This is a genomic window from Roseburia yibonii (genome assembly GCF_014297335.1).
GTDB classification, from domain to species: Bacteria; Bacillota; Clostridia; order Lachnospirales; family Lachnospiraceae; genus Roseburia_D; species Roseburia_D yibonii.
The window spans coordinates 343,623-361,412 of sequence record NZ_JACOQH010000003.1 but is presented as its reverse complement, the minus strand read 5'-3'; the positions used below and the strand labels follow the sequence as shown (position 1 = coordinate 361,412).

The 17,790-nt window shown below is 48.6% G+C and carries 17 protein-coding genes, 7 tRNA genes and 1 rRNA gene; 19 read left to right on the top strand and 6 right to left on the bottom strand.

Annotated elements, in window-relative coordinates:
- From H8Z76_RS06640 to H8Z76_RS06605, 8 genes are all read left to right on the top strand, one after another.
- Window positions 1-113, top strand: a 23S ribosomal RNA gene (locus H8Z76_RS06640); the annotation flags it as partial.
- A 73-nt stretch (window positions 114-186) separates the two neighbouring features.
- Window positions 187-260: transfer RNA gene (locus H8Z76_RS06635), tRNA-Asp, on the top strand.
- Window positions 261-264: 4 nt separating this feature from the next.
- Window positions 265-337: transfer RNA gene (locus H8Z76_RS06630), tRNA-Val, on the top strand.
- A 22-nt stretch (window positions 338-359) separates the two neighbouring features.
- Window positions 360-432, top strand: a tRNA-Thr gene (locus tag H8Z76_RS06625).
- Between the two features lie 50 nt (window positions 433-482).
- Window positions 483-564, top strand: a tRNA-Tyr gene (locus H8Z76_RS06620).
- Window positions 565-579: 15 nt separating this feature from the next.
- Window positions 580-653: transfer RNA gene (locus H8Z76_RS06615), tRNA-Met, on the top strand.
- A gap of 12 nt (window positions 654-665) precedes the next feature.
- A tRNA-Phe gene (locus H8Z76_RS06610) sits at window positions 666-738 on the top strand.
- A gap of 59 nt (window positions 739-797) precedes the next feature.
- Window positions 798-870: transfer RNA gene (locus tag H8Z76_RS06605), tRNA-Lys, on the top strand.
- A gap of 56 nt (window positions 871-926) precedes the next feature.
- Here the strand turns inward: H8Z76_RS06605 and H8Z76_RS06600 are convergent.
- Entirely contained in the window at window positions 927-1,520 is a 594-nt protein-coding gene (locus tag H8Z76_RS06600) for a TetR family transcriptional regulator (RefSeq protein WP_186981998.1), read from the bottom strand.
- Between the two features lie 203 nt (window positions 1,521-1,723).
- On the opposite strand from H8Z76_RS06600, the gene H8Z76_RS06595 reads away from it, so the two are divergent.
- The 3 genes from H8Z76_RS06595 to H8Z76_RS06585 all read left to right on the top strand — a co-directional run bounded on the left by H8Z76_RS06595 (window position 1,724) and on the right by H8Z76_RS06585 (window position 3,428).
- Entirely contained in the window at window positions 1,724-2,038 is a 315-nt protein-coding gene (locus tag H8Z76_RS06595; RefSeq protein WP_186981997.1) for a hypothetical protein, read from the top strand.
- Between the two features lie 158 nt (window positions 2,039-2,196).
- A complete protein-coding gene (locus H8Z76_RS06590) occupies window positions 2,197-2,709 on the top strand; it encodes a methyl-accepting chemotaxis protein (protein ID WP_186982014.1) in 513 nt (170 codons plus the stop codon).
- Complete coding sequence (locus H8Z76_RS06585; protein WP_186981996.1) at window positions 2,709-3,428, top strand: sulfite exporter TauE/SafE family protein; 720 nt, start codon at window positions 2,709-2,711, stop codon at window positions 3,426-3,428. The genes H8Z76_RS06590 and H8Z76_RS06585 overlap by 1 nt, the downstream gene beginning before the upstream one ends.
- Here H8Z76_RS06585 and H8Z76_RS06580 read toward each other — a convergent pair.
- Both H8Z76_RS06580 and H8Z76_RS06575 read right to left on the bottom strand, forming a co-directional pair.
- A complete protein-coding gene (locus tag H8Z76_RS06580) occupies window positions 3,421-4,029 on the bottom strand; it encodes a histidine phosphatase family protein (RefSeq protein WP_186981995.1) in 609 nt (202 codons plus the stop codon). The two genes, H8Z76_RS06585 and H8Z76_RS06580, sit on opposite strands and share 8 nt — an antisense overlap.
- A gap of 75 nt (window positions 4,030-4,104) precedes the next feature.
- Window positions 4,105-4,992, bottom strand: a complete 888-nt coding sequence (locus tag H8Z76_RS06575) for a helix-turn-helix transcriptional regulator (protein WP_186981994.1) — start codon at window positions 4,990-4,992, stop codon at window positions 4,105-4,107.
- A gap of 149 nt (window positions 4,993-5,141) precedes the next feature.
- Here H8Z76_RS06575 and H8Z76_RS06570 point away from each other — a divergent pair, with 149 nt between their 5' ends.
- The 3 genes from H8Z76_RS06570 to H8Z76_RS06560 all read left to right on the top strand — a co-directional run bounded on the left by H8Z76_RS06570 (window position 5,142) and on the right by H8Z76_RS06560 (window position 9,870).
- Entirely contained in the window at window positions 5,142-7,910 is a 2,769-nt protein-coding gene (locus tag H8Z76_RS06570; RefSeq protein WP_186981993.1) for a glycoside hydrolase family 3 C-terminal domain-containing protein, read from the top strand.
- An 88-nt stretch (window positions 7,911-7,998) separates the two neighbouring features.
- Window positions 7,999-9,483 carry an AAA family ATPase gene (locus tag H8Z76_RS06565; protein WP_186981992.1) on the top strand — a complete coding sequence of 495 codons (1,485 nt, stop codon included), beginning with the start codon at window positions 7,999-8,001 and terminating at the stop codon, window positions 9,481-9,483.
- A gap of 15 nt (window positions 9,484-9,498) precedes the next feature.
- On the top strand, window positions 9,499-9,870 hold the full coding sequence (locus tag H8Z76_RS06560) for a DUF4186 domain-containing protein (protein ID WP_186981991.1): 372 nt from the start codon (window positions 9,499-9,501) through the stop codon (window positions 9,868-9,870).
- Here H8Z76_RS06560 and H8Z76_RS06555 read toward each other — a convergent pair.
- Window positions 9,865-11,043 carry an MFS transporter gene (locus tag H8Z76_RS06555; protein WP_186981990.1) on the bottom strand — a complete coding sequence of 393 codons (1,179 nt, stop codon included), beginning with the start codon at window positions 11,041-11,043 and terminating at the stop codon, window positions 9,865-9,867. The genes H8Z76_RS06560 and H8Z76_RS06555 overlap by 6 nt on opposite strands.
- Window positions 11,044-11,238: 195 nt before the next feature.
- Between H8Z76_RS06555 and H8Z76_RS06550 the strand changes: the two genes are divergently transcribed.
- The gene (locus tag H8Z76_RS06550) at window positions 11,239-11,883 is read left to right on the top strand and encodes a hypothetical protein (RefSeq protein WP_022516163.1); all 645 of its coding nucleotides are present in this window, start codon (window positions 11,239-11,241) and stop codon (window positions 11,881-11,883) included.
- Between the two features lie 71 nt (window positions 11,884-11,954).
- Here H8Z76_RS06550 and trhA read toward each other — a convergent pair whose 3' ends face one another.
- Window positions 11,955-12,668, bottom strand: a complete 714-nt coding sequence (trhA, locus tag H8Z76_RS06545; RefSeq protein ID WP_186981989.1) for a PAQR family membrane homeostasis protein TrhA — start codon at window positions 12,666-12,668, stop codon at window positions 11,955-11,957.
- Window positions 12,669-12,861: 193 nt separating this feature from the next.
- Between trhA and H8Z76_RS06540 the strand changes: the two genes are divergently transcribed.
- From H8Z76_RS06540 to H8Z76_RS06525, 4 genes are all read left to right on the top strand, one after another.
- On the top strand, window positions 12,862-13,308 hold the full coding sequence (locus H8Z76_RS06540) for an NfeD family protein (RefSeq protein WP_147618507.1): 447 nt from the start codon (window positions 12,862-12,864) through the stop codon (window positions 13,306-13,308).
- 166 nt (window positions 13,309-13,474) lie between these two features.
- On the top strand, window positions 13,475-14,326 hold the full coding sequence (locus H8Z76_RS06535) for a patatin-like phospholipase family protein (RefSeq protein WP_022516166.1): 852 nt from the start codon (window positions 13,475-13,477) through the stop codon (window positions 14,324-14,326).
- Between the two features lie 32 nt (window positions 14,327-14,358).
- Window positions 14,359-15,822 (top strand): MFS transporter, encoded by a 1,464-nt coding sequence (locus H8Z76_RS06530; protein WP_186981988.1) that lies wholly within the window; start codon window positions 14,359-14,361, stop codon window positions 15,820-15,822.
- Complete coding sequence (locus tag H8Z76_RS06525; RefSeq protein WP_186981987.1) at window positions 15,819-16,751, top strand: D-2-hydroxyacid dehydrogenase; 933 nt, start codon at window positions 15,819-15,821, stop codon at window positions 16,749-16,751. Before H8Z76_RS06530 ends, H8Z76_RS06525 begins: the two co-directional genes overlap by 4 nt.
- 74 nt (window positions 16,752-16,825) lie before the next feature.
- Here H8Z76_RS06525 and H8Z76_RS06520 read toward each other — a convergent pair whose 3' ends face one another.
- Window positions 16,826-17,788 carry a zinc dependent phospholipase C family protein gene (locus H8Z76_RS06520; protein WP_186981986.1) on the bottom strand — a complete coding sequence of 321 codons (963 nt, stop codon included), beginning with the start codon at window positions 17,786-17,788 and terminating at the stop codon, window positions 16,826-16,828.
- Between the last annotated feature and the right edge of the window lie 2 nt (window positions 17,789-17,790).

Sequence of the window (17,790 nt, the reverse complement as noted above, 5' to 3'; positions counted from 1 at the left end):
CCCTTCCCTAGAGGAAGTAAGACCCCTGAGAGAGTATCAGGTAGATAGGGCAGAGGTGGAAGTGCGGCAACGCATGGAGCTGACTGTTACTAATCGGTCGAGGGCTTGACCAAGAAACATCAGGCGAAAGCCAGATGTAAGAGTAAGCGGTATCACGGATCTGTGTGAAATTTTGAATGTACATGAGGCCCAATGGCTCAGTTGGTTAGAGCGCCGCCCTGTCACGGCGGAGGTCGCGGGTTCGAGTCCCGCTTGGGTCGTTATGGGATCTTAGCTCAGCTGGGAGAGCATCTGCCTTACAAGCAGAGGGTCATAGGTTCGAGCCCTATAGGTCCCATTTTAAGTTAGGTGTAAGATTTGCCGATGTGGCTCAATTGGCAGAGCAGCTGATTTGTAATCAGCAGGTTATCGGTTCGAGTCCGATCATCGGCTTCTATAATTTAATATAGAATATAATTGAGCTTAGGTTCTTTTATATATATGGATGGATTCCCGAGTGGCCAAAGGGGACAGACTGTAAATCTGCTGCAAATTGCTTCGGTGGTTCGAATCCACCTCCATCCATTTTTTATTTATTATCGCGGGGTGGAGCAGTCTGGAAGCTCGTCGGGCTCATAACCCGAAGGTCATAGGTTCAAATCCTATCCCCGCAATTTATTTTATATGCCTGGTTAGCTCAGTTGGTAGAGCAGAGGACTGAAAATCCTCGTGTCTCTGGTTCGATTCCGGAACCAGGCACTCTGTTCGTAGTAGTAAGCGAATAGATGCCCGATAAAAAGGGAATATTAATTTTAAATGGGATACTAGCTCAGTTGGTAGAGCACTTGACTTTTAATCAAGTTGTCGGGGGTTCGACTCCCCCGTGTCTCATTCCGAAAAAGAAGCGGAAATCATTGAAAAATCAGTGGTTTCCGCTTCTTTGTACGTTATTTATGATTATTTTGTTCTTCAACATATGCGGTGAGCACGGCTGGAAGCGCGGGATTGATGATCAGGGAAAAGTAGTTTGTCATTTTTATCTGGTCGAATTCAGAAGGATGCTGGAACAGATCGATCAGCATTCCGGCAATGCCTTCCGTATACAAGTGGCACAGGAATGAGCGAAAATCATCCGAAACATGGATGTTTAAACGCTCCTCGGCATGTCTTACCATCGTTTCTGTGATCCCACGAAAATCTTGACAGAAAAAGCGCTTTAATACATTTCTGCCCAGGGAATCGTAAGCACAGTTGACAATATAAGCATTGTTGGCGGCATAATCAAAAACAAGGGAAATCACCTCGGTGTAATCCACCATGAGATCGTATTGTTTTACAATTTCAATAGCTTCCTGTTCAAACATCCATTTTAAAAGTGCCTGGATATCCTCAAAATGATAATAAAATGTTTTGCGGTTTACGTTACACATACGGATGATCTCACTCACAGTGATCTTGGAAAACGCTTTTTGGCTCATTAATTTTTTTAATGCGTCGGAAAGTGCTTTTTTTGTCTGAAAAAAAACTTCTTCGTTGGTCATTTCTGAAAAACATCCCGCTCATATCCGAATAAATGAATTCCAATATTTATTATACATTTGTCCGGCAAATCCGCAAGAAGTTTTGTGGTGGATTTGACCATCAAATTAAGAGATTTGTCCCATATTACACAAACAGGAGTAATTTGACCATGTTATTGCGCGGGGAAAGACAGTAAAATCATGAATGAAAAGCGGGGTGCAGTATGGTAGAAAAATGTATTTACGAAATTGAACTGGAAGTTCCGATCGGAGTGCGGCAGGGGCTGCTGTATCTCAATATTCAGGCAGAGCAGATCAGCGGAAAGATCAGTGCGCTTGGAAATGTGGAGGCGTTTTCCGGAAAAATGAAGGAACAGGGAGAAATTGAAGTGGATGGCGAATTACGTTCCGTGTATCGCAAAATGCACTATCATGGCAGCGGAAAGCGGACGGACAACAGGCTGAAGATGGCATTGTCGGGATCATTCGGGACGTATTTGCTGCGGGGGAAATACCTGTGCGGAGTGACCTCGGGATAATCCCGGGACAGGAAAAAGATAAAAAATATGGAAGGAGAAATTTATGAAACTGGAAAAATTTTACCGAAAAATTGTCAATCATCCGAAACTGGTTTTGATTGTATTTGGAATGCTGTTTGTTTTATGTGCGGTAGACCGAAGGAGAGGAAGCGTTTGCGCTGGTAAAAGACATCCGGGCGTGCGCGGAAAAATATTATCCGGGCGAGTGGTATCTGGCAGGCGAGGCAGGAAAAGGTTTTGCAGTTGTAGCGACAGAGATTTCCGGCATGGCGACGCAGACGAAGGAAGCAACGGTCAATATTACAGAACTTATCCAGAATGTTTCTTCCGCGATCAGTGAAGTGGTAGGTGTGATCCGTCAGATGATCGCCGGGATCAATGAAGAAAAACAGGGAGCTTCCAACACGGCGGACAGTTTTCTTGCGATCGAGAAAAATACCTTTGCGATTCAGGAACATGTAAAGAAACTTGCAGCGGAGATCAACGAACTGAAAGAGGCAAACAGCGTGATCGTGGCGTCCATTCAGACGATATCCGCAGTTTCCGAAGAAGTCAGCGCGCATGCAAGTGAAACGATGGAAGCGGACGAGGAAAACAGCACCAGACTGAATGATATGAAAGATACGATGCAGGGGCTTTTAAATAAGATCGAAGAGAGACGTAACAGATAATGGGCTGGATGATATGCGCGGCTCTGTGCGCGTATTTTATCAAGGAACTCTGCGGATTTGCGAATACCCTGGTGTTTACGACCATTTTAAGCTTTGGCTATGACAACGTAAATATTTCTCCGGTGGAACTGATACTGGGGTATCCGACGAACCTGATGCTGATCCGGAAAGAAAGAGCCTCATTGAAGACAAAGATCTGGCTGCCGCTGACTGCGATCGTGCTGGTCGGAGACATTCCGGGGATATTACTGCTAAAAAACGTGGATGTGCGCGCAGTTAAGATCGCGTTTGGATTTATCATCATTGCGCTTGCGCTGGAGATGTTTTTCCGGGAGAACGGCGGGAAGATGGGCAGGCAGTCCGGTCTGGCACTCGGAGCGATCGGGATCATTTCCGGTGTGCTCTGCGGACTGTACGGCGTCGGGGCGCTGCTTGCAGCGTATATGAGCAGAGTGACGGATTCCAGTCAGGAATTTAAGGCCAACATCTGCATGGTATTTTGCATTGAAAATACATTTCGCATTATCTTGTATACAATTCTTGGAATCATCACCCCGGGAACGGTCAGACAGGCCGTGGTTTTGGTGCCGGTCATGTTTGTCGGAATGTTCGCAGGGATGAAAAGCGGCAGTTTTTTAAACGAAAAAACAGTCAAAAAGCTGGTCATAGTCATGCTGCTATTGTCGGGAGCGGCACTTGTCATAACCAATTTCAGTTAAAAGTCTTTCCGTAGGCGAGCATCTCATAGTGTCCGTTTTCCAGACGGAAAATGTAGGCGCTGCAGTTTAAAAGGCGTCCGTCTGACCAGAAATCTTTGATCCCGTGCTGCATGATATGGCACAAAAGCGCTTTGTTTAAAGCGGCGTGTGCAACGATCATGACGCGGGAAAAGTCTTTTTCTCTCGGTTCAATCTCATTTTTTAAGAAATCAGAAGCCCGCGCGCAGATATGTTCCAAACTCTCTCCACCGTCCGGCGCAGTGTAAAGTTCCGGCCGGTCAAAGAAATAATGGAACGGGGAAGTCGGATCCTCTGTGAGTGCAGGAAGTGGCTCGCCTTCGGAGATACCAAAACTGATCTCCTGTAACCGGTCATCCCGGATGATCTGGATATTACGGTGTCCACGGATCAGGTTCGCGGTCTCGTAAGCGCGGATCAAAGGAGAGGAATAGATCACGTCAAAAGGAGTCTGTTCCAAGGCTTCTCCGGTTTTTCCGGCAAGTGCGCGGCCGTTTTCATTTAAAGGGACATCGGAGCGTCCCTGGATGCGGTGCTCATGGTTCCAGTAAGTTTCTCCGTGTCGAATGATATATAATTCCATAAAAATCCTCCTGTCCAAGTCGATGTCTTTTGCCGCCATTGTAGCACAGGAGCGGGAGAAAATAAAGAAGGGAACTCACTGCGCGAGCAGTTTCTGATACTGTTTTGGCGAGACATACATCTGTTCTTTGAAAAGCTTGATGAAATAGCTGGTGGTACAAAAGCCGACGGACGCGGCGATCTCAGTCACGCTTCCTGATGTCGAGATCAGCAGTTTTTCCGCCTCACGGATGCGGATGGAATTCAGATAATCATTGAATTTCATATGCATCAGACGGTGGAAGCTCCGGGAAAAATAGCTGTAGCTCAAATGACACAGATCTGCCATTTCGGTTGCGAGGATCGGCTTTTCATAATTTGACAACATATAGGTCAGTGCGGGCGCAAGCTGTTTTTGCAGATTCAGATCGGTCTGGTTTACAAGAAGCGGCTCGGTCTCGCTTTTCTGCCAGTAGCGCAAAAGCCATAGAAAAATGCGGCCGATATCGTTTTTGATCGCAAGCTCATAGCCGTAGTTTTGCTGCTCGGATTCGCGGATGATCTCATTCATCAGTTCCGGGATCAGAGAGTCGGAGAGGGAAGCGGCATGGATGACTTTTTCGTAATCCGGCTGTTCGGTCACAAACGGGAGCAGGTATTTTAATTCAAAATGGCTCTGCGACATGCCATTATAAATCAGATCCGGCAGAAAGCGCACACAGATATAAGAGCCGCCATCCGCAGCAGTCGCGTCGATCTGATGCACCTCTCTGGAGTTGATCAGCACCATATCGCCGGCGGAAAATTCGTGGTAGGTTCCGTTCAGATAAACCAGAAAACTGCCGGAGAGTGCGTAAAGCAGTTCGATATAATAATGATAATGAGCAGGAAAAACGGTTCCTGCTTTTTTTGTTACTTCTACATGACACAGATACTGGCAGGGAATGCCGTCAATATAAGTGTTCTTTTCTTCGGGATAATTCATAAATAATTCACCATGACAAAATCGTTATATTTTTGGATAGAAAAATTATAGCATGGGAAAGAATTTTTTTCTACAATAGAACTATGAAAATAACTGTAAAAATAAGAGTGAAATGAAGAAAATAAAAATAAGGCAGGAGGATATCAAATATGGCAGCAGTAGAGAAATTTTATACTTATTGTAGAAAAGCGGCGGCAGAGGGGGCTGTGCTTTTAAAAAATGACGGAGGAATGCTTCCTTTAAGGAAAGGGGAGACCGTATCGGTCTTTGGCAGATGTCAGCTGGAAACCTATCGCAGCGGAACCGGATCGGGCGGAGCAATCAATGTCGCGTATGTGATCAGTCTGTTGGACGCGATGCGCGCATGCCCGGATCTTGCCATCAATGAGGAGCTGGCAGAGATCTACACAGACTGGCTCAAGGATCATCCGTTTGACAATGGCGGCGGCGGATGGGCGGCAGAACCGTGGCATCAGGAAGAAATGCCGGTTACGGAGGAGATCGCAGTGGCAGCCCGGAAAAAATCAGACAAAGCGCTTTTTATCATCGGGCGTACGGCAGGTGAGGACAAGGACTACGCGGATGAGGAGGGAAGTTATCGCCTGACCGCGCAGGAACTGGAAAATCTGCATGTTGTGACGGAGCAGTTTGATCAGGTCGCGGTGCTTTTGAATGTTTCCAATATCATTGACATGAGCTGGGTATCCGATCCGGTTTATCAGGATCATATCAGGAGCATTTTCTATATCTGGCAGGGAGGCATCGAGGGCAGTCATGCAGTTGCGGATCTTCTTAGCGGTGCAGTGTCACCGAGCGGAAAACTGACCGATACGATCGCGGACGATCTGAGAGACTATCCGGCGGCAGAAAATTTCGGCGACGAAAAACGGAATTTTTACGCAGAGGATATCTATGTCGGCTATCGTTATTTTGAGACATTCTGTCCGGAAAAGGTGAAATATGAGTTTGGATTTGGTCTATCCTATACGGAATTTGTGACAGAGGTGAGAAAGGCACATTCCATTGCCGGGGCAAAGGGAAATGATGCCATCTGTATCACTGCGGCAGTAAAAAATATCGGGGCATACCGGGGAAAAGAAGTAGTGCAGGTCTATGTGGAGGCACCGCAGGGAGCGCTTGGAAAACCAAAGCGCGAGCTTGTGGCGTTTGCGAAAACACAGGAGCTTGAACCGGGGGAAACACAGGAACTTACGTTATCCATTCCGGTGGCGCGGCTTGCTTCGTATGATGATTCCGGCGTGACCGGGAATAAGTCCTGCTATGTGCTTGAGGCGGGCGATTACATTTTCCATGTGGGAAACAGTGTGCGGCAGACAGAAGTGGCGGATGTGGATGGAAACGGCGCTTATACGGTAAAGGAGCTTCGTGTGGTTGAAAAGCTTTCGGAAGCGCTTGCGCCAACGCAGCAGTTTGCGCGTATCCGGCCAGGGAAAAAGAACGCCGATGGAAGCTATCCGGTGGAAAAAGAGGCGGTTCCGCAGCAGACGATCGATCTTGCCGAGCGGATCACGGAAAATCTTCCGAAAGAGATCCCATATACGGGAGACCGGAAGATCACACTTTCCGATGTGGCATCCGGCAAGGCGGATCTGGAAGCGTTTGTTGCACAGTTAAGTGACAGTGAACTTGCAACGATCGTGCGCGCGGAGGGCATGAGCAGTCCGAAGGTAACGCCGGGAACGGCATCCGCGTTCGGTGGTGTCGGTGAGAATCTTTACCGCTATGGAATACCGGTTGCGTGTGCCGCGGACGGCCCGTCCGGAATCCGTATGGAGAACGGAAAAACGGCTACGCAACTTCCGATCGGAACCCTGCTCGCATGCTCGTTTAATATTCCGATGATGGAAGAACTGTATGTGCTGGAAGGGGAGGAACTGGTAGAAAATCAGATCGATACCCTGCTCGGACCTGGTGTCAACATTCACAGATATCCTTTAAACGGAAGAAATTTTGAGTATTTCAGCGAAGATCCGTATGTGACCGGCAGCTTTGCGGCAGCAGTTGTGCGGGGCATCCGAAAGGGTGGGTCTTCGGCGACCGTAAAGCACTTTGCGGCAAATAACCAGGAGAAGGCGAGACATACCGCAGATGCGGTGGTATCAGAGCGCGCGCTTCGCGAGATCTATTTAAAAGGATTTGAGATGGCGGTAAAAGACGGCGGCGCGGTATCCATTATGACTTCCTACGGCCCGGTCAACGGACACTGGACGGCATCCAACTACGATTTGAATACTACGATCCTGCGTGGTGAGTGGGGATACACCGGTATTGTGATGACGGACTGGTGGGCGTGTATGAATGATGTGGTAAAAGGCGGAGCGCAGAGCAGACAGCTCACATCTTCGATGGTGCGCGCGCAGAACGACCTTTATATGGTTGTAAATCATAACGGAGCGGAGATCAATTCCATGGAAGATGATACGATCGCCTCGCTTGCCGAAGGAAAGCTGACCAGAGGCGAATTACAGCGCAGCGCCAAAAATATCTGCCGTTTTATCTTACATGCGCCGGTTATGGAACGCCCATTAAAGCCGTTGGATGACATTTTGGTATTCCATGCGGCGGCAAAGACAGACGCGGCGGATGTGCAGGAGCTCGAAAAGACTGTGCAGCTTTCTATGGAAGAAAAAAACTCTGCGGTCATCCAGGTAAAGCAGGCTGGCGTTTACAATGTCATTGCGAAGCTCTGCTCGGACGCTTCCAATCTTGCCCAGGCGGCGGCAAACGTTTCTCTGAACGGAGAGCCGCTGACGACCGTGCAGATCAGCGGAACCGAAGGAAGATGGATCACGCAGAAGTTGCTTTCTGTGGAACTGGAAGAGGGCTTTTACGAAGTGCATGCCGAGGTAGTAAAACCGGTTATGGAGATTGCGTGGATCGCGTTTGACAGGCAGTAAGCGAAGCTCACTATTGGGAATTGGCGGCGTGTGAAAGAAATGATATAATAATTAAAAATGTCGGAGAGCAGCAAAGGAGAGAAGCATCATGCCAGTTTTTGATTTTAGCGATACACCGAATAAAAAAGAAGCAGCGGTCTGCACTTACATAACGTTTGCTTCGAATGAAAAAATAAAGACGCCACAGGAGCCGATCCTCGTGCTGGATAATGAAGAGAGAGCGTGGGAGCATCATTCTACGGGCGTTTTTACAAATCAGAGCAAGCGGACGGCGTTTGAGTTTAAAGAAAAAGGCGAGACGTATACAGCAGATATCCGAAAGGTAGATGCCCGTTTTGTCAGTCTGCTGAAATGGCTGGGGGAAAATCATATCAGCGTGCGGCTCTCGGGCGAGCATACGGAGGAAGGGTATGCAGTATACAAGATCAGGGAGACCACGCTTGGCGGAGGAACCAAGCTGTCAGCGGAGGATGGATTTCTCCAGTTTATGATCGAGCGTCTGCTTGCGAGCAGCGCGCCGGCGGCGGAGCAGGAAGAGGATGACGTGGATGAGACCGGAGACGAGATGAAGCTGACCAGCATCCAGAGCATTTCGGATTTCATGACCTGCGCGGGACGGACGATGCCGGACAACATCAGGATCTGGGCAAGAAGAAATCTTGCGGTCGCACGGTCACATGAAGTATCGCAGGAGGAGCGGCGCCATGCACAGCGCGCGCTTTCCATGATGATGAATGTGCAGTGGAAGAGCAATTATTTTGAAGCAATCGATCCGAAAGAGGCGCGCCGCATTCTGGATGAGGAACTTTACGGGCTGGAGCGTGTGAAACAGCGGATCATGGAGACAATCATCCAGATCAACCGCACGCATACGTTGCCGGCATACGGGCTTTTGCTCGTCGGACCGGCGGGAACCGGAAAATCGCAGATCGCCTATGCGGTTGCGCGTATTTTAAAGCTGCCTTGGACAACGCTTGATATGAGTTCTATCAATGATCCGGAACAGCTGACCGGAAGCTCGCGGATCTATGCGAATGCAAAACCGGGAATCATCATGGAAGCATTTTCCATGGCAGGCGAGTCAAACCTCGTCTTTATCATCAATGAGTTGGATAAGGCGGCATCGGGAAAAGGAAACGGAAATCCGGCGGACGTGCTTTTGACACTTTTGGACAACCTCGGGTTTACCGACAATTATATGGAATGTATGGTTCCGACCGTCGGGGTATATCCGATCTCGACGGCAAACAACAAAGAGCAGATCAGCGCACCGCTCATGTCACGGTTTGCGGTGATCGACATCCCGGATTACACGCCGGAGGAAAAAAAGATCATCTTTTCCAGATTCGCATTGCCAAAGGTATTAAAGCGCATCGGATTAAAGCCGGGTGAGTGTGTGATCACAGAGGACGGGCTGGACGCAGTTGTGGCGCAGTATGCGGACACGACGGGCATCCGTGATCTGGAACAGGCGGCGGAGCATCTTGCGGCAAACGCGCTCTATCAGATCGAGGTGGATCAGGTGTCACAGGTGACATTTGACGCGGAAAACGTACGGAAATTATTTGCGTAGAGAGGAAGAGGAATCATGGCACCAGATTTTTTCACAGAACAGGAATATCCGGAACTTTTTGCCCGGCTTTCGCGTTCCAAATTTCGCAGCAGATTTCACCTGACAGAAAAAGATAAGGCGTATGCCAGAGAAAAAGGGCCGGACACCATTCGAAGCCATGCAAAAGATTTTATTGAAAAGCGCCTTGCGCCGGCAGAGATCCCAAACGATGGAAAACAGACGCCGATGCGCGGGCATCCGGTGTTTATCGCGCAGCATGCCACCGCCTGCTGCTGTCGCGGCTGTCTGGCAAAGTGGCATGGGATCCCGGCGGGAAAGGCACTGACCGAAGCACAGAAACAATATGTAGTGGATGTGCTGATGGCGTGGATCCAAAGAGAATTATAAAAACAGGTTTGAATCAAAATCTCGCGCAATGCGGTTTAACCGCTCGTGCATGATACACATGAGCAGGATGAAAAGAAGCAGGTAGAGCGGCAGCAGGGCAACGGTAATATAATTCGCGATCAGACCGAAGATCGGCGGCATGAGGCAGGTGCCCACATACGCGCTTGCCATCTGTACACCGATGATCGCCTGTGAACGTTTCGCGCCGAAATGTGTCGGTGTCGAATGGATGACGCAGGGATAGATAGGCGCGCAGCCGAGACCGATCAGAATGAGTCCGGCAAAGGACAGCGTCTCACCGAAAGGGAGCAGTAAAACAGCGATCCCGACGATGATAATGCCGGAGCCAAGCCGTATCATCTGCGTGTCGTTCAATTTCATGGTGATAAATCCGCTGATGGCCCTTCCGATCGTGATGCCGATAAAAAACATACTGGCAAAATTTGCGGCGCGTTCGGCGGATACACCTTTATGGAGTACCAGGTAACTGCTTGCCCAAAGACCGGTGGTCTGCTCAAGCGCGCAGTAGCAGAAAAACATGAGCATGATCTGCTTTGCGCCGGGGATGGCAAGCACTTCTTTTAAGGAGAGTGTCTTTTCAGAGGAGACACTCTCTTCGTTTTTACTGCGGTCTTTCCACAACGGCAGGCTGAGACACAGAATGAGTGTCAGGATGATCTGAAGGATTGCGATATAACGGTAGCCGCTGTTCCAGCCGTGTCCTCCGTTTAAGGCGTAGCCCATGATGTAAGGACCGACGGAAGCACCGACACCCCACATGCAGTGCAGCCAGCTCATGTGGCGGCTTTCAAAATGAAGCGCGACATAATTGTTTAAGGCGGCATCCACGCTTCCCGCGCCGAGACCATATGGAATTGCCCAGAAGATCATGACAAAGAAGGAATGACTGATGGAGAAGCCAAACAGTGCGAAGGCGGTCATTGCAACGCTGAGCGCGGTCACTTTTCCGGCACCGAGTTTTTTGGTCAGGCGGTCGCTCTGCAGGCTTGAGACGATCGTGCCGAGAGCGATGATCATGGAGATGATACCTGCATAGGAGACTGGGACATCAAACTCCGGGTACATGGTGGGCCATGCGGCTCCGAGCAGGGAATCCGGCAGACCAAGGCTGATAAACGCAAGATAAATGACAGCTAACAGTAGTTGAAACATAGTGGTTCTCCTTCATGTTTTATAATAATCTTAAAATACTGCGCTCACAGGCAAAATGCAACCGCTAATTTTTGAATCATGGGATCATTGGATATCAGTCAGAAACTCCTTGCGAAAAAATCCAGCATTTGGTATACTGGTCTGGACTGATTATAAGTCAGAAAATAATAATTATACCGTAGAGGAGAAAGAGGAATGAAAATGACAAAAATGAAAAAAGTATTCGTCACATGTCTCGCAGGAATCATGGTAATGGCAACTGTTGCCGGATGCGGAAAATTTGACGCTGCAGGATATGTAACAGCGTGTCTGGATCTGCTGACCAAAGGTGAGACAGAGCAGTACATGAAACTGACAGATCGTACCAAAGAGCAGGCAGAGCAGGACTATGAAGACAACATTGACAGCATGATGGAAGGTATGGGCGAAGTTGGACTTTCCGATGAACTGACAGAAAATTACAGAACATTATACAAAGACATTTACAAGAAAGCAAAATACACAGTTACCGGCGCTGAAAAGATGAAAGACAAAGACGGTTATACCGTTACTGTTGAAGTTGAGCAGATGACAGGTCTGTTTGACGGTCTTGAAGACGAAGTAACCAACCGTGTAATGGAAGAGATGGCAAATCTCACACCGGATACCACAGAAGATGAGATCAATGAACTGGTATTCCAGACCATGTATGATGTACTTCAGGAAAGAGTTGATGCTATCAGCTACAATGATCCGCAGACCGTTACCGTTGAAGTACTTGGCGAAGATGGCGTATACTCCATTACCGATGACGGATATACAGATTTAGATGACGCGCTGATCGATACAGCAGGAATGTAAATCGCGTTTCCGGTAAAGACAAAAAGAAAGATCTGTGCAGGCGATCGTCTGCGCAGATCTTTTTCTTTTCTTTATGCAAGTACATAGGAGTAGATCACGATGTAGTGGCACAGGCTTCCCGCCATGACAAACAGATGAAAGATCTCGTGATTGCCAAAATTTTTCGGAAGCCGGTCAAAAACCGGAAGCTTTAACGCATAGATCACGCCGCCGATCGTGTAGATCAGTCCGCCGACAAACAGGAAAGCGAAACCGGCGGGATCCATGTTCCGGAAGATCGTTCCAAGGGCAAGCAGACAGGTCCATCCCATGCCGATATATAAAATAGAAGAAACCCATTTCGGACAGAACACGAAAAATGCTTTGATTATAATACCGGCAAGCGCGAGTCCCCACACAACGGCAAGCAGCATGAGCCCGGTCGGCTCCGGCAGAACTAAAAGACAGATCGGTGTGTAGCTTCCTGCGATAAAGACGGAGATCATCATGTGATCTGCTTTTTTCAAAATGGTGTTTACACGCGGGTTGATATCAAAAGTATGAAACGCAGTGCTTGCGCCATACAAAAGGATCATGCTCGCGCAGAAGATGAAAGCTGCGATCCAGGTAACCGTGCCGCCTGTGACGGCGCGGCGCATCAGCGGGATAGCGCCGATCAGCGCAAAGACCATGGCAATGCCGTGGGTGATGGCACTTCCCGGTTCGCGGATCGAAAAAGTGTGTAAAGTAGTGGAATCAAAAGGGCGCTGTGTCGTAGAAACAGTGTCTATTGCATGAATATCCATAGTGAGACCTCCTTTATAAGAAATAAAAACAACTTAACATGGTTTTAAATACTACATATAAGATATAACTATACTACATCCTTTATGCGTGAAATGCAAGAGAAAATTTTACCACATTGCATTTACAGGAAAAATCAGATATACTGAATCTGAAAAAAGAAAAATTCGTGTGAAAAGTTCAGGGAGGAGTTATATGGTCGTTATTACATGGATTGTACTGTTAATTGTATTTCTGATAATTGAATTTATTACGGTTGGTCTCGCGACAATATGGTTTGCGGGAGGCGCGCTGGTCGCACTGATCTTAGCGGCGCTTGGCGTAGACATCGGATGGCAGGTCGCGGCATTTTTTGCGGTGTCACTGGTGTTACTGTTTTTCACCCGGCCGTTTGTTGTAAAATGCGTCAAACCGGGACGTGTCCGGACGAACTATGAGAGCGCGATCGGAAAGCAGGTACTGATCAAAGAAAAGGTGGATAATCTTGCGGGAACCGGTACGGCGGATCTGGACGGACAGGAATGGACCGCGCGTATGGAGGATGACGCGCAGACGCTGGAAGCAGGCATGCGGGGCGAAGTAGTGGAGATCTCCGGCGTGAAACTGATCCTGCGGGCAGTCGAAGCGGAGAGCCAGAAATAAGAAATTTAAGAAAAGTTTTGGGACAGCGGAGGCTGTCCCGTTTTTTTATTTATTTTTAACTGTTTTAAGGGAAATGTTTACAAAAAATTAAGGATTACAAATAGTTTATTTTGGAAAGAATGTGCTATAATCATAGCGATTGAGGCATAAAGAAAGGGGAAACAACATGAAACTGGGAATCACAATGGAAGGCGGAGCAAACAGGGCGATCTTTTCCTGCGGAGTGATGGATGCGTTGTTGGACGGGGAGATCATGCCGGATTATTTTATCGGAGTTTCTGCCGGAATGGCTTATGGGACATCTTATATATCAAAGCAGAAGGGCCGGAATTTAAAAATTGCCAGAGAATATGTCAAGGACAAGCGTTATATGGGGATGTCACATCTGCTCAATCGAAGTGAACGTAATTTTTTTAATGTAGATTTTATTTTTGGAGAAATACCGGAAAAGCTGGTACCGTTTGATTACGATACCTTTGCCGCGTTCCCGGGAGAAGTGGTCGCGGTCGCAACCAATATCCATACCGGAAAAGCGGAATACCTGCCGGTTCCACGCGATGACCGTAAATTTACAACGGTAGTGGCGAGCTGCGCGCTCCCGCTGCTGTTTCAGCCGGTGAAGGTTGGCCATCACTATTATGTGGACGGCGGTGTGGCGGACTCCATTCCATATAAAAAGGCGATAGAGGCCGGCTGTGACAAAAATATCGTCGTGCTGACCCAGACGAGGGATTACCGCAAGGGAACGGATCGTTCCACGAAGCTTTTCAGCAAGATGTACTGCAGATATCCCAAGGTGGCGGAGGCAATGCTCGCGCGTGCGGATAAGTATAACGCATGCCTGGATGAACTGAAAGAGCTGGAAAAAGAAGGAAAAGTCTTTATCATTGCGCCGGAAGATACCTACGGCATCGGCAGGGCAGAGCGGAATATGGACAAACTCGAGCGGCTCTACGACCAGGGCTATAATGAGACCAGACTTCTGCTGCCGGAGCTCAAAGAATATCTCGAAGCTTAACGGACACCATTTTTGCAGCGGAGATAAGGAAGATGGAAAAAAGCGCAAAAGAAAAAGGAACTGTATATAATGAGGCAAAAATATATCAGATCGCACTGTTTTCGCTGAACAACGCGGCGACGAACCTCTATCTCGCGTTGATGGGATACGCGTCTTATTACGCGAATTCCATAGCCGGATTTAGCGTGGTTCTGATCTCTTTCCTCCTGACAGCATTGAATGTATTTGACGGAGTGACGGATCCGATAGCCGGATTCCTTCTGGATCGTGCCAAGGGAAAGCACGGAAAATTCCGTCCGTATATGCTGTGGGGCAACGTGATCATGGCGGGAAGCACGTTACTGCTTTTCGGGACACTGGAATACATTCCGAAACCGTTTCGTATCATTTATTTTATCGTGGTGTACGCATTGTTCGTGATCGGGTATACCCTTCAGACAGTAGTCGGCAAGTCCGCGCAGGCGGTCATCACGAACAATCCGGCGAAGCGGCCGCTTTCCACCTGCTTTGATTCGGTTTTTATCATGGCGGCGTATGGAGGAAGCATCCTTTTGGCGGCAAACTACCTCGTACCAAAGTATGGCGGCTATACCAATGTAAAGCTGTACCATGAATACGCGCTCTGGGTGATCGTTCTCTCAGCGCTCTGCACGGCGGGCGCGATCATCGGGATCTGGAACAAGGACCGGGCGGAGAATTACCGCAGACATAAGAAACAGAAGATCCGGGTAAGGGATTATCTTGAGATCATAAAAAACAACAAGCCGATCGATATGCTGATCCTTGCGGCGTGTTCCAACAAATTCGCAGCGACGGTTTATGGGCATACCACCGTGGGCGTCATGCTCTATGGCATACTGATGCAGAATTATGGCATTGCGGGACTGATCGGTGTGATCACGGCGGTGCCGACCCTTATCGTTGTTGCTGCCGGGATCAAGGTGGCACAGCGGATGGGACAGAAGAAGGCACTCGTGCTGTTTACTTATTTCGGGATTGTGTTTCAGGTGGTTATGATCGTTGCCCTCCTGCAGGATAGTATCAACACCGTGAATTTCGGTTTACATAAAATTAACGCGATCAGCATAGCGTTTTTCGTGGTCTATGTACTGCTCAATGGCTGTAAGTCCATCACAAACAATATGGTGGTGCCGATGATCGCGGACTGCTCCGATTATGAGCAGTACCGCAGCGGAAAATTTGTGCCGGGACTTATGGGGGCGCTGTTTTCCTTCGTGGATAAAGTATTTGCGGCGCTCGGAACAGCGTTTGTCGGACTGGTCATGCTTGCGATCGGTTACAACAGCCGTTTCCCGCAGATCGAGGATACGCTGACACCGGTCTTAAAGTGGACAACGATCTTTTTGTTCTGTATCGTCCCAATCATAGGATGGGTCATCTCACTGTTGTCCATGCATTTTTACAGTCTGGATATGAAGACCATGAAGGAGATCGCAAAAAAACTTGGTGACACGGAAGGAGAAAAAAAGAAATGAAGATCGTATTTCTGGATGCGGCATCGATCGGGGCGGACATCGATCTGTCCGGCTTCGATGTGCTTGGAGAAGTAAAGCGGTATGACTATTCCACGTCCGAAGAGGCGGCGGAGCGGATCACGGATGCGGATGTGGTCGTGATCAACAAGATACCGATCAATGAGACGACATTGAAAAAAGCAAAAAATCTGAAACTGGTCTGTGTGACGGCGACCGGCACCGATAATCTGGATAAAGATTATCTGGAAAAACGCGGGATCGCCTGGCGGAACGTAGCTGGATATTCCACAGAGAGTGTGGCACAGCATACTTTTGCGTTGCTTTTTTATCTGTACGAGAAGCTGCGCTACTATGATGATTATGTCAAAACGGAACAGTACATCGGGGATCGCTCGTTCTCGCATTTTGGCAATGTGTTTCATGAGATCAGCGGAAAAACCTGGGGCATCATCGGGCTTGGCGCGATCGGAAGACGGGTTGCGGATCTCGCGAAGGCATTCGGCTGTCATGTGATCTACTATTCCACATCCGGAAAGAATACGCAGCCGGGATACGAGCGGACCGATCTGGATACGCTGTTAAGAGAGTCGGACATCGTTTCTGTGCATGCACCGCTTACGGACGCGACACGCGGTCTGATGAACCGGGAGGCATTTGAAAAAATGAAACCCACGGCAGTCTTTTTAAATGTGGGAAGAGGGCCGATCGTTGTGGAAAAAGATCTTGCGGAAGCGTTAAAATGTGGACAGATTGCAGCGGCGGGCCTGGATGTTTTAAGTGCTGAGCCAATGCGGGAGGATAATCCGCTGCGTGAGATCAAAGACAGTAACAGGCTGTTCATCACGCCTCACATCGCCTGGGCGAGTGTTGAGGCAAGAACCGGGCTTATGGATATTGTTTTGCATCAGATCAGAGAATTTTTTGAATAAAATGAGAAGAAAAAACGCCTTTCGGATCAGAAAAAGTGTCCGAAAGGCGTTTTTGCATTAGCAACAAGCGTGGCCTAACTTGGGATACGACAGTCCATGCCACTGTGGTAGGATTTATTTCCGAGGTCGGCAAGCAGTCTGCCCTCCAATATTGGAAGCACGGCTTCGTTTTTGCAGGAAAACAGCTCGTCCAGCCGTTTTAAGTATCCGGCGTAGCGGCGTGACGCAGAGGAGAAGAGCGACGGGAAAGAGGCTGTGGAGACCGCATTTTCGTTCCACGGATTTTTCCAGGGGCGGTGCGCCTGATTTAAAGGATCCGCCGAAAATTGAAGGAAATCACTCGGGATCAGGGCGGAGAAATACGGATGACCGAGCAGAAGTCCCTCACACTTTCTGGCAAGCGCCTTCTTTTTTCCGGTGTTATCATGCAAAAGTCCTGCGGCAAGCGGCATGAAATAAGTCGCGCGCAGCGTCGTCTGAAAAGACACATGGAGATTCGGATATACATTGGAGTAGCAGTGGTGCAGGATCTTCGCGATCACAAAATGTCCGGTTTGGCTTAAAGCGATGGTGCGCTCCTGATAGAATTCCGAAGGCAGCTTTTTTTTATAATGGCGCAGAAACGCGGTATCAATGTCGGTCTCCAGATATACATGCGGCGCGAAAGCGGTGGCACTGTCCGAGCAGCTTTTCGAGCGGTCGTATACATAAGGGTGGCAGGTGGTGTCGAGAAGATAATGCCCGATAAAGCCGGCAATATAGCTCTCCGCGATCTGACGTTTTTTTCCTTTCGGGAATAAAAAACGGCTCTGAAGCAGGAAAAACAGAAATTTCCCGGTGTCGGTCGTGTGCGCGACAGAGCCGATGTTATTTTTATAGATAACATAAGAAGGAAGATCATAAAAGAAAATATCCGGTCCCTGAAGCCCGAGGCCAAACGCGGTATGGTTTTCCATAAGCTCCCGTCTGAGCGGGGAAGCGCCAAGTCTGTGGCAGGTTTTAACACCGAATAGGTAATGTGTGGTAAATCCCGGCATAA